Here is an 11,539-nt window from a genome sequence, read left to right on the forward strand (position 1 = left end):
CGGCGACCGCCGCCGCGGCGGCGGCGACCTGCTGCGGGTCGGTCGACGCTAGCAAAAGCCGAGAGCCCGGCCCCCTCGTGAGGGAGCCGGGCCCGGTGTGGCTTTCGCAAGCCTGCTCGGCGGGTGTGCCGAGGATTGTGGGAGGTCAGCGCGCGGCGCTGCCCTCGGTGTAGTCGCTGTCCTGCTGCTTCCAGGCGAACAGGGAGCGCAGCTGCTTGCCGGTCGTCTCGATCGGGTGCTGCGCCTCCTTCTCGCGCAGGGCCAGGAACTCGGGGGCACCGGCATCCTGATCGGCGATGAAGCGCTCGGCGAACGCGCCGGACTGGATGTCGGCGAGCACGGCCTTCATGTTCTCCTTGACCGACGGGTCGATGACCCGGGGGCCGGAGACGTAGTCGCCGTACTCGGCGGTGTCGGAGATCGACCAGCGCTGCTTGGCGATGCCGCCCTCCCACATGAGGTCGACGATGAGCTTCAGCTCGTGCAGGACCTCGAAGTAGGCGATCTCCGGCTGGTAGCCGGCCTCGGTGAGCGTCTCGAAGCCGTACTGCACGAGGTGGCTCATGCCACCGCAGAGCACCGACTGCTCACCGAACAGGTCGGTCTCGGTCTCTTCCGTGAAGGTCGTCTTGATGACGCCGGCACGGGTGCCGCCGATCGCCTTCGCGTACGACAGCGCGGTCGCCCACGCGGTGCCCGACGCGTCCTTCTCGACGGCGATGATGTCGGGGATGCCGCGGCCGGCGACGAACTCGCGGCGCACCGTGTGGCCAGGGGCCTTCGGGGCGACGAGGATGACGTCCACGCCCTCGGGCGCGTCGATGTAGCCGAAGCGGATGTTGAAGCCGTGCGCGAACGCGAGCGTCTTGCCCTCGGTGAGACGGTCCTTGATCGACTCGCTGTAGATGCCGCGCTGGTGCTGGTCGGGCGCGAGGATCATGATCACGTCGGCCCACTCGGTCGCGTCGGCGACGCTCTTGACCTCGAAGCCGTCCTCGGTCGCCTTCGCGGCGGACTTCGAGCCGTCCTTCAGCGCAATGACGACCTCGACGCCCGAGTCGCGCAGGTTCTGCGCGTGCGCGTGGCCCTGCGAGCCGTAGCCGACGATCGCGACCTTCTTGCCCTGGATGACGGACAGGTCGGCGTCGGCGTCGTAGAAGATCTCAGCCATGGTTATGTGTTTCTCCTTCGTGATGGTGTGGGAAGTCAGTTGCGCAGGACGCGTTCGGTGATGGACTTTCCGCCGCGGCCGATGGCGACCATGCCGGACTGGGCGAGCTCTTTGATGCCGAACGGCTCGAGGGCGCGCAGCAGCGCGTCGACCTTGCCGCGGTCTCCGGTGACCTCGACGACCAGCGCGTCGGTCGCGTAGTCGACGACGGAGGCGCGGAACAGGTTCACCACCTCGATCACGTTCGAACGCGTCTGGTTGTCGGCGCGCACCTTGATGAGCATGTGCTCGCGCTGGACGGATGCGGCCGGCTCCAGCTCCACGATCTTGATGACGTTCACGAGCTTGTTCAGCTGCTTGGTCACCTGCTCCAGCGGCAGCGCGTCGACATCGACCACGACCGTGATGCGCGACAGTCCCGGCACCTCGGTGACGCCCACGGCGAGCGAGTTGATGTTGAAGCCGCGGCGGGCGAACAGCCCCGCGACGCGGGTCAGCAGACCCGGCTTGTCCTCGACGAGGAGGCTCAGCACATGAGTCGACATTCTCAGTCCTCCTGGTCGAAGCTCGGGGCGTGGTCACGCGCGTACTGGACGTAGCTGTTGCTGACACCCTGCGGCACCATCGGCCACACCATGGCGTCGGCCGAGACGACGAAGTCGATCACGACGGGGCGGTCGTTCGTCTCCAGCGCCGTGGTGATCGCGGCATCCACGTCCTCTTCCTTCTCCACGCGGATCGCGAGGCACCCGTAGGCCTCGGCGAGCTTGACGAAGTCGGGGATGCGGACGGTGCCCGCACCGGTGTTGAGGTTGGTGTGGGAGTACCGGCCGTCGTAGAACAGCGTCTGCCACTGGCGCACCATGCCGAGGCTGGAGTTGTTGATGATCGCGACCTTGATCGGGATGTTGTTGATCGCGCAGGTCGCGAGCTCCTGATTGGTCATCTGGAAGCAGCCGTCGCCGTCGATCGCCCACACGTCGCGGTGCGGCTCGGCGACCTTCGCGCCCATCGCGGCCGGCACCGCGTAGCCCATCGTGCCGGCCCCGCCGGAGTTCAGCCACGCGTTCGGGCGCTCGTACTTGATGAACTGCGCCGCCCACATCTGGTGCTGTCCGACGCCCGCGGCGTAGACGCCCTCGGGGCCGGTCAGCTCGCCGATGCGGGAGATGACGTACTGCGGCGACATGAGGCCGTCGCTCGGCTGGGTGTAGCCGAGGGGGAACTCGGTGCGCAGTCCGTCGAGGTAGGACCACCACTCCGCGATGTCGGGGCTGTCGCCGGACGTCGCCGTGCGGAAGGCGCCCTCGAGGTCGACGAGCACGTCGCGCACATCGCCCACGATCGGCACATCGGCGGTGCGGATCTTGGAGATCTCCGCGGGGTCGATGTCGACGTGCACGACCTGGGCGTGGGGCGCGAACAGCGCGGCCTTGCCGGTCACGCGGTCATCGAAGCGGGCGCCGAGGGCGACGATGAGGTCGGCCTCCTGCAGTGCCAGGACAGCCGGCACCGTGCCGTGCATGCCGGGCATGCCGAGGTGCTGCGCGTGGGAGTCGGGGAAGGCGCCCCGCGCCATCAGCGTCGTCACGACCGGCGCGCCGGTGGTCTCGGCGAGCGTCAGCAGCTCGGCGGAGGCGCGCGCCCGGATGACCCCGCCGCCGACGTACAGCACGGGCTTGCGGGCCGCGGCCAGCAGCTGCGCGGCGGCCTGGATCTGCTTGCCGTGCGCCTTCGTCACCGGGCGGTAGCCGGGAAGGTCCACCTTGGGCGGCCACACGAACGGCGCCTCGGCCTGCTGCGCGTCCTTCGTGATGTCCACGAGCACGGGACCGGGACGGCCCGTCGAGGCGATCTCGTATGCGGCCGCGATCGCGCCGGGGATCTCCGCGGCATCCTTCACGAGGAACGAGTGCTTCGTGATCGGCATCGTGATGCCGACGATGTCGGCCTCCTGGAACGCGTCGGTGCCCATGAGGTTCGAGAACACCTGACCGGTGATCGCGACGATCGGCACCGAGTCCATGTACGCGTCGGCGATGGCCGTGACGAGGTTGGTGGCGCCGGGACCGGACGTCGCGATGGCGACCCCGACCTTGCCGGATGCCGAGGCGTAGCCCTCGGCGGCGTGACCGGCGCCCTGCTCGTGGCGCACGAGGATGTGACGGAGGTCCGTCGAGTCCATCAGGGGGTCGTAGACGGGGAGGATCGCGCCGCCGGGAAGACCGAAGACGTCGGTCACCCCCAGCATTTCGAGGGAGCGGACGACCGCCTGCGCGCCGGTCAGCACCGGTGCGGCGGATCCTCGGGCGGGCGGGCGCGGCACGGCCGCGGCGGTGTCGAGAGACATAGGGGTACCTCGGGTGTCGGATGCGTGTGAGGGCGGCTTCCCGGTGGGCGCGGCACTCCGGGCTCAGCCCGTGGTCGCGCCTTCGGCAGCGGAGCGCACGAGCTTGGAGTACTTGGCCAGAACGCCACGGGTGTAGCGCGGGGGAAGCGGCTCCCAGCCGTCACGGCGGGAGTTCAGCTCTGCGTCATCAACGAGTAGGTCGAGAGTGCGAGCCGCGATATCGACCCGTATCAGATCACCATCGCGCACGAAGGCGATGGGACCAGCGTCCACCGCTTCGGGTGCTATGTGGCCGATGCACAGGCCGGTTGTGCCGCCTGAGAATCGTCCGTCCGTCAAGAGTAGTACATCTTTTCCGAGCCCCGCGCCCTTGATGGCCGCGGTGATGGCGAGCATCTCGCGCATGCCGGGGCCGCCCTTGGGGCCCTCGTAGCGGATCACCACGACGGTGCCGGGCTCGATGCTCCCCTCGGCGAGGGCGTCGATCGCGGCGCGCTCGCGCTCGAAGACCCGGGCGGGGCCCTCGAACACGGCGGCATCGAAGCCGGCCGTCTTCACGACAGCCCCCTCCGGTGCCAGCGAGCCGTGCAGGATCGTCAGGCCGCCGGTGGCGTGGATCGGGTTGTCGAACGTGTGGATGACCGTGCCGTCGATGGGGTCGGGGTCGAGCTCGGCGAGGTTCTCCGCGAGGGTTTTGCCGGTGACCGTCAGCGCGTCGCCGTGCAGGAAGCCCTCGTCGAGCATCGCCTTCATGATGACGGGGATGCCGCCGTGGCGGTCGACGTCGTTCATGACGTACTTCCCGAACGGCTTCATGTCGGCCACGTGGGGCACTTTGTCGCCGATGCGGTTGAAGTCGTGCAGGCTCAGCTCGACCTCGGCCTCGCGCGCGATCGCCAGGAGGTGCAGCACGACGTTGGTCGACCCGCCGAGGGCCATCGCGAGCGCGATGGCGTTCTCGAACGCCTCCTTGGTGAGGATGTCCCGCGTCGTGATGCCCTGACGGAGCAGGTTCACGACGGCCTCGCCCGAGCGGTGCGCGAAGTAGTCGCGGCGGCGGTCGGCCGACGGCGGCGCCGCGGAGCCCGGCAGGCTCAGCCCGAGCGCCTCGGCGACGGAGGCCATCGTGTTCGCGGTGTACATGCCGCCGCAGGCCCCCTCGCCGGGGGCGATCGCGCACTCGATGCGCCTGAGGTCGGCTTCGCTCATCTTGCCCGCGAGGCACGCGCCGACGGCCTCGAACGAGTCGATGATGGTGACGTCCTTCTCCGTGCCGTCGGAGAGCTTCACCCAGCCGGGGGCGATCGAGCCGGCGTAGAGGAAGACGCTCGACAGGTCCAGGCGCGCCGAGGCCATCAGCATCCCGGGAATGGACTTGTCGCACCCGGCCAGCAGCACCGTGCCGTCGAGGCGCTCGGCCATGACGACGGTCTCGACCGAGTCGGCGATGACCTCACGGCTCACGAGCGAGAAGTGCATGCCCTCATGGCCCATCGAGATGCCGTCGGAGACGGAGATGGTGCCGAACTGCAGCGGGTAGCCGCCGCCGGAGTGCACGCCCTCCTTGGCGCCCTGCGCGAGCCGGTCCAGGCTCAGGTTGCACGGCGTGATCTCGTTCCAGCTGGACGCGATGCCGATCTGGGGCTTGTCCCAGTCCTCGTCGCCCATGCCGACGGCGCGCAGCATGCCGCGGGAGGTGGTCGCCTCGATGCCGTCGGTGACGACGCGGCTGCGGGGTTTGATGTCGATGTTCGGATCGCTGGCAGGCATTCTCGAAGTCTATTCCCGCGTGCGGGTGCGCTCGTGCGCGAGCCGTACAAGCATCTCGGCCAGTTCTGGGATGCCCTCCACACGAACGGATGCCGCGGTCTCCCCCGCCCCGACACGCACGCCGACGTCGCCCGGCCCGAGCGAGCCGAGCGCGTCCTCGTCGGTGACGTCGTCGCCGGCGAAGAGCACGGCGGTCGCGCCGGTGTACGCGCGCAGCCACGCGATCGCCGTGTCCTTGCCTTCCTCGCGGAAGGCGTACTCGACGATGTGGTGGCCGGTGCGACGCCGCCACTGCGGCGCCTGCGTCGCCATGAGCGCATCCACCCTGGCGTGCAGGTCCGCGCGGGCGGCCGGCGGGACGGTGCGCGAGGGCACCGCGAAGCCGAAGGTCTTCGGTTCTATCCACGCCCCCGGCACGTCGGCGACGAGCGCCTCGGCCGCGGCGCGCAGCCGGTCGCGCTCGGCCCGCTCGTCGGGGGTCGGCTCACCGGCGGCCGGGTGCCGCGGTCCGTCTGCGGGGGTCCAGTGCTCGGCGCCGTGGGAGCCGGCCAGCAGCAGGACGGAATCGTCCCCGTGCTCGGCGATGACGCGGAGGTCGGGCAGGCTCCGGCCCGACACGAGCGCGACAGTCGTGTCGGGCGCCGCCGCGAGGGCGTCGACGGCGGCCCGGGCCGTCGGTGCCATCCGTGCGCTCATGGGGTCGTCGACGAGGGGCGAGAGCGTGCCGTCGAAGTCCAGCGCGACGAGCAGGCGGTCGGTGCCGGCAAGGCTCGCGAGGGCGTCGTCGATCGTCATCGGCTCCCCCGCACGGCGTCCAGGTCGGTGAGGAAGCGGTGCGACCAATCCGCGACGTCGTGGTCACGCACGCGCCGGCGCAGCGCACGCATGCGGCGCGCCTGCTCGGCGGGCGGCATCTGCACCGCCGTCATGATGGCGTGCTTGAGCCCCTCGATGTCGTGCGGGTTCACCTTGACCGCCTGCGCCAGTTCGTCCGCCGCGCCGGTGAACTCGCTCAGCACGAGCGCACCGCGGCCGTCGATACGGCTGGCGACGTACTCCTTCGCCACGAGGTTCATGCCGTCGCGGAGGGCGGTCACGAGCATGACGTCGGCCGCGAGGTAGAGGGCCACCATCTCCTCGCGGGGATACGAGTGGTGCAGATACCGGATGGCGGTGTGGCCGACGGTGTCGTGGTCGCCGTTGATGCGCCCCACGGTCAGCTCGATCTCGTCGCGCAGCTGCATGTACGCCGCGACACGCTCCCGGCTGGGGCTGGCCACCTGCACCAACGTGACGTCCTCGACGTCGAGGCGGTGCTCGGCGAGCAGCTCGCCGTACGCCTTCAGTCGGTGCATGATCCCCTTGGTGTAGTCCAGGCGGTCCACCCCGAAGAGGATCGTGCGCGGGTTGCCGAGGCTCTCGCGGATCTCCCGGGCACGCTCCTGCACCTCGGGCCGACGGGCGATCTCGTCGTAGAGCGCGGCGTCGATCGAGATCGGATAGGCCTTCGCCACGGCGCGGCGCTCCGAGCCGTCCGGCCCGGGGACGCGCACCGCTCCGGACTTCGTCTCGAGTCCCAGCTGTCGGCGCACGGCGGTCGCGAAGTTCCCGGCATCCGTCGTCCGCTGGAAGCCGATGACGTCGGCGCCGAGCAGTCCCTCCAGCACCTGGCGGCGCCACGGCAGCTGCGAGTAGATGCCGTAGGCCGGGAAGGGAATGTGGTGGAAATAGCCGATCACGACGTCGGGACGCAGCTCTCGGAGCAGGCGCGGCACGAGCTGCAGTTGATAGTCCTGCACCCACACCGTGGCACCGGGCGCGGCCACGGATGCCGCGGCCTGGGCGAACCGCTCGTTCACCCGCACGTAGGCGTCCCACCACTCCCGGTGATAGGCGGGCGGCGAGATCACATCGTGGTAGAGCGGCCAGATGGTGTCGTTGGAGAAGCCCTCGTAGTACAGCTCCACGTCCTCATCGCTGAGCGTGACGGGGACGAGGGAGATGCCGTCGAACGCGAAGGGCGCGACCTCGAGGTCCGCCGTGCCCGGCCAGCCCACCCAGGCTCCGCCGGTGGACTGCAGCACGGGCTCCAGCGCGGCGACCAGACCGCCGGGCGAACGGCGCCAGCCTCCCTCGGCATCATCGGAGTGGTCGACGGGAAGGCGGTTGGACACGACGATGACGTCGGCCTCGGCTGTGGTGTCGCTCACGCGGCTCCTCTCGGCAGGCGTGGTTCCAGGCTAACGTGGACGCATGCGCAAGTACCTGTTCGGGACCGGGATCATCTCCGCCGTGACGAGCGGACTGACCTTGCTGCGCAGTGCGCGCGGCGATGTGCCGTTCACCTGGCGGCAGGCGCTTGCCTGGCTGAGCTGGGGAATCACGCTCGCGCTCGCGATCGGCACGATCGTCGACACCCGCCGGGCGGAGCGCGGGGCGCTCATCGCAACCGACTCCCCCGTGCACGGCAAAGAGAAGAAGCTGCTGAAGCAGCGCGTGACGCGCTGAGGGTCAGCGCGGGCAGGTGCAGCGGTCACCCGCCGCGACGCCCGCCAGTGCGGCGTCGATGTGCTCGCCGCAGCCGGCCCACGTCGTCTTGCCGCAGGTGTCGCAGCTCACCGGATAGCACATGAGGATCCTCCGTCGTCGTCGGTGACCATGCTAACCGCCGCGCGCCGGGCCTCAGCGCGTGAGGATGAGCGCCTCGCCCTGACCGCCCCCGCCGCAGAGGCCGACCGCTGCCGTTCCGGACCCGCGCCGCACGAGCTCGTGCACGGCGTGCACGACCAACCGTGCACCGGATGCTCCGATCGGGTGCCCGATCGCGATCCCGCCGCCGTGGATGTTGACGACGTCGTCGGACAGCCCCAGCTCGGACTGCGACCGCGCTACGACGGCCCCGAACGCCTCGTTGATCTCGACGAGATCGAGGTCGGATGCCGTGAGTTGCTGCCGCTGCAGTGCCTGTTCGATCGCGCGCGCGGGTTGGGCGTGCAACGAGTTGTCGGGACCGGCGACCTGTCCGGCGGCTCCCACCGCCGCCAGGACCGTCCAGCCGTTCTCGTCGGCGTGGGCACGCGTGGTGAGCACGACCGCCGCGGCGCCGTCGGAGATCTGCGACGCGTTGCCCGCCGTGATGGTGCCGTCCTTCGCGAACGCCGGGCGAAGCCCCGCGAGCGTCTCCACCGTGGTCTCGGGGCGGATCCCCTCGTCCACCGTGACGGTCACGGCCGGCCCCCGCCGCTGCGGGACCTCGATCGGGACGATCTCACCGTCGAAGACCCCCGCGTCGTATGCCGCGGCGGCGCGCTGGTGGGAGAGCGCCGCGACGCGATCCTGCGCGTCACGGGTGATGTCGAACGACGGATTTAGTCGCTCCGTCGACGCGCCCATCGACTCCCTGTCGTAGGCGTCGGTCAGACCGTCGTACGCCATGTGGTCGAGCACCTCGACCGAACCGTAGGTCCAGCCGTCGCGCGAGCCCATGAGCAGGTGCGGCGCGCGCGTCATCGACTCCATGCCGCCGGCGACGACGACCTTCGCGTCGCCGGAGGCGATCATGCGCTTCGCGTCGATGATGGCCGTGAGGCCCGATAGGCACACCTTGTTGACGGCGGATGCCGGCACGTTCCACCCCAGGCCGCCGGCGATCGCGGCCTGGCGGGCCGGGTTCTGCCCTGACCCTGCGGGCAGGACCTGCCCGAGGATGACCGCGTCCACGGCATCCGCCGGGATGCTGCCCTGCGCGAGCGCGCCTGCGATGGCGAAGCCCCCCAGCTGCGGTGCCGTGAACGAGGCGAGCTGCCCCTTCAGCCGCCCCTGCGGCGTGCGGGCGGCGGCCACGATGACGATGTCGTCGGTGCTCATGCGATCTCCTTCAGGTGCTCGGCGATGATCAGCTCAGGTTCGGTGGCAGCCACGATCTCGTCCACCGTGACGCCGGGCGCCGTCTCGACGAGGACGAGCCCCTCGGGGGTGACGTCGATGACGGCGAGGTCGGTGATGATGCGGTCGACGACGCCGCGGCCGGTCAACGGAAGCGAGCAGTCGTTCACGATCTTCGCCGACCCGTCACGGGCGACGTGCTCCATCAGCACGATGACCGTGCCGGCACCGTGCACGAGGTCCATCGCCCCACCGGGGCCTTTGACCATCTTGCCGGGGATCATCCAATTTGCGAGGTCGCCCGCGGCCGACACCTGCATGGCGCCGAGGATCGCGGCATCGATCTTTCCGCCGCGGATCATGCCGAAGCTCAGCGCCGAGTCGAAGAAGGCGGCGCCGGGGAGCGTGGTCACCGTCTCCTTGCCGGCGTTAATGAGGTCGGGGTCGACGTGATCCTCGGTCGGGTAGGGCCCGACGCCCAGGATGCCGTTCTCGGATTGGAGCACGACGGTGACGCCGTCGGGCACGTAGTTGGGCACGAGCGTCGGCAGGCCGATGCCGAGGTTGACGTACGAGCCGTCGGCGAGCTCGGCGGCGGCGCGGGCCGCCATCTCGTTGCGGGTGAGTGCCATCTCAGGCTCCTTCCGGGATGTCGCGCGAGAGTGCCTCAGCGACCGACACGGTGCGTCGCTCGATACGCTTTTCGATGTCCGTGCCGACCTCGACGATGCGGTGCACGTAGATTCCGGGCAGATGGATGCTGTCGGGGTCGAGCTCGCCCGGGGCGACGAGCTCCTCGACCTGGGCGATGCACACCCGCCCGGCCATGGCGGCGAGCGGGTTGAAGTTGCGCGCCGACTTGTTGAACACGAGATTGCCGTGGGTGTCGCCGCGGCGGGCGTGAACCAGGGCGAAGTCGGTCACGATCGCCTCCTCGAGCACGTACTCACGCTCGGTGCCGTCCGGGGCGAACACGCGCACGTCCTTCCGGGGGGATGCGACGGCGACGCCGCCCTGTCCGTCGTACCTGCGGGGCAGGCCGCCCTCGGCGACCTGCGTGCCGACGCCCGTCTGGGTGTAGAAGGCGGCGATGCCCGCGCCGCCGGCGCGCAGCTTCTCGGCCAGCGTGCCCTGCGGCGTCAGCTCGAGCTCGAGCTCGCCGGAGAGGAACTGCCGCTCGAACTCCTTGTTCTCCCCGACGTAGGAGGAGGTCATCTTGCGGATGCGCTTGGCGTTCAACAGCACGCCGAGCCCCCAGTCGTCGACGCCGCAGTTGTTCGACACGATCGACAGGTCCCGCGTGCCCTGCGCCAGCAGCGCCTCGATGAGCGCGATGGGATTGCCCGAGAGACCGAACCCGCCGACGGCCAGCGACGCGCCGTCCGGGATGTCGGCCACCGCCTCCGCCGCCGAGGCAAACGTCTTGTCGATCACGTGTCGCTCCTTCGTCCACCGGTCACGTCGTCGTGCCTGCATCCATCGTGCGCGCGGCCGCCGCCCTCGCGCACCCCCACGCTTGCGATGTGGATGCCGAACCGCGTACGGTCCACATCATGGACACCTCGCCCGCCCGCACGGTTCCCGGCGCGCAGTCCGTCGCACGCGCGGCGGCCCTGCTGCGACTCGTGACGGCGGCCGGCGACGAGGGGCTGACCGTGGCGGACCTGGCGCGGCGGGCTGACCTGACGCGCCCTACGAGCCACCGGCTGCTCACCGCCCTCCGGCACGAGGGGCTCGTCGACCAGGATGAGCGCACCGGCAGGTGGATGCCGGGGCCCGAGCTCTACCTCATGGGCACCGTCGCGGCATCCCGCTACGACATCACGGCGATCGCGCGCGACATCGTGCGCTCGCTCGCGGTGCGCACCGAGGAGAGCGCCTTCCTCTCGGTGCGGCGCGGGGACGAGACCGTGTGCCTGATCCGCGAGGACGGCGCGTTCCCGATCCGCTCGTTCGTGCTCTCAGAGGGCGTCCGCTTTCCGCTCGGCGTCGCCTCCGCGGGGCTCGCCATCCTCGCCTTCCTGCCTCCCCACGATGTGGACGCCTACTTCGAGCGGCATCCCGAGCTCGCCGAGCGCCACGGCGCCGCGCATGCCGAGCCGCGGCTGCGCGCGCGACTGCGCGAGACGCACGCGCGCGGCTACGCGCTGAACCCCGGGCTCATCGTGGCCGGCAGCTACGGCATCGGAGCGGCGGTGTTCACCAGATCGGGGCACCCGCAGTGGGCGCTCAGCCTGACCGGCGTGGACTTCCGCTTCTCCCCCGACCGCATCCCCGAGCTCGGCCGCACGCTGCTGGCCCACGCTCACCAGCTGACGACCCGCGTCGCCGCCGGCACCCGCTGACGCGCGCCGAAGAACCAT

Annotated in this window: 11 protein-coding genes; 2 read left to right on the forward strand and 9 right to left on the reverse strand. The window is 70.3% G+C overall.

Features of this window, described 5'->3' with window-relative positions; translation table 11 throughout:
- Positions 1–145: 145 nt before the first annotated feature.
- The 6 genes from ilvC to ACPYN4_RS05735 all read right to left on the reverse strand — a co-directional run bounded on the left by ilvC (position 146) and on the right by ACPYN4_RS05735 (position 7,501).
- Positions 146–1,171 (reverse strand): ketol-acid reductoisomerase, encoded by a 1,026-nt coding sequence (ilvC, locus tag ACPYN4_RS05710; RefSeq protein WP_424445851.1) that lies wholly within the window; start codon positions 1,169–1,171, stop codon positions 146–148.
- Positions 1,172–1,206: 35 nt separating this feature from the next.
- On the reverse strand, positions 1,207–1,716 hold the full coding sequence (gene ilvN / locus ACPYN4_RS05715; RefSeq protein ID WP_076690529.1) for an acetolactate synthase small subunit: 510 nt from the start codon (positions 1,714–1,716) through the stop codon (positions 1,207–1,209).
- Positions 1,717–1,718: 2 nt separating this feature from the next.
- Positions 1,719–3,521, reverse strand: coding sequence for an acetolactate synthase large subunit (locus tag ACPYN4_RS05720; protein ID WP_239280608.1), 1,803 nt, complete (start codon positions 3,519–3,521; stop codon positions 1,719–1,721).
- Positions 3,522–3,584: 63 nt separating this feature from the next.
- The gene (ilvD, locus tag ACPYN4_RS05725; RefSeq protein ID WP_239280606.1) at positions 3,585–5,291 is read right to left on the reverse strand and encodes a dihydroxy-acid dehydratase; all 1,707 of its coding nucleotides are present in this window, start codon (positions 5,289–5,291) and stop codon (positions 3,585–3,587) included.
- Positions 5,292–5,300: 9 nt separating this feature from the next.
- Entirely contained in the window at positions 5,301–6,086 is a 786-nt protein-coding gene (otsB, locus tag ACPYN4_RS05730) for a trehalose-phosphatase (protein ID WP_239280604.1), read from the reverse strand.
- Positions 6,083–7,501, reverse strand: coding sequence for an alpha,alpha-trehalose-phosphate synthase (UDP-forming) (locus tag ACPYN4_RS05735; RefSeq protein ID WP_239280602.1), 1,419 nt, complete (start codon positions 7,499–7,501; stop codon positions 6,083–6,085). Before ACPYN4_RS05735 ends, otsB begins: the two co-directional genes overlap by 4 nt.
- A 43-nt stretch (positions 7,502–7,544) precedes the next feature.
- Between ACPYN4_RS05735 and ACPYN4_RS05740 the strand changes: the two genes are divergently transcribed.
- On the forward strand, positions 7,545–7,799 hold the full coding sequence (locus ACPYN4_RS05740; RefSeq protein ID WP_239280600.1) for a hypothetical protein: 255 nt from the start codon (positions 7,545–7,547) through the stop codon (positions 7,797–7,799).
- Positions 7,800–7,973: 174 nt separating this feature from the next.
- Here the strand turns inward: ACPYN4_RS05740 and ACPYN4_RS05745 are convergent, their stop codons facing one another.
- Genes ACPYN4_RS05745 through ACPYN4_RS05755 form a run of 3 tightly spaced genes read right to left on the reverse strand, consistent with a single transcriptional unit; the run spans position 7,974 to position 10,610 of the window.
- On the reverse strand, positions 7,974–9,158 hold the full coding sequence (locus ACPYN4_RS05745; protein ID WP_239280598.1) for an acetyl-CoA C-acetyltransferase: 1,185 nt from the start codon (positions 9,156–9,158) through the stop codon (positions 7,974–7,976).
- Positions 9,155–9,808 carry a 3-oxoacid CoA-transferase subunit B gene (locus tag ACPYN4_RS05750; RefSeq protein WP_239280596.1) on the reverse strand — a complete coding sequence of 218 codons (654 nt, stop codon included), beginning with the start codon at positions 9,806–9,808 and terminating at the stop codon, positions 9,155–9,157. Before ACPYN4_RS05750 ends, ACPYN4_RS05745 begins: the two co-directional genes overlap by 4 nt.
- A gap of 1 nt (position 9,809) precedes the next feature.
- On the reverse strand, positions 9,810–10,610 hold the full coding sequence (locus ACPYN4_RS05755) for a CoA transferase subunit A (RefSeq protein WP_239280594.1): 801 nt from the start codon (positions 10,608–10,610) through the stop codon (positions 9,810–9,812).
- A gap of 119 nt (positions 10,611–10,729) precedes the next feature.
- On the opposite strand from ACPYN4_RS05755, the gene ACPYN4_RS05760 reads away from it, so the two are divergent.
- Complete coding sequence (locus ACPYN4_RS05760) at positions 10,730–11,521, forward strand: IclR family transcriptional regulator (protein WP_239280592.1); 792 nt, start codon at positions 10,730–10,732, stop codon at positions 11,519–11,521.
- Positions 11,522–11,539: the final 18 nt, after the last annotated feature.

This window comes from Microbacterium sp. CH-015 (genome assembly GCF_049707015.1).
GTDB classification, from domain to species: Bacteria; Actinomycetota; Actinomycetes; order Actinomycetales; family Microbacteriaceae; genus Microbacterium; species Microbacterium aurum.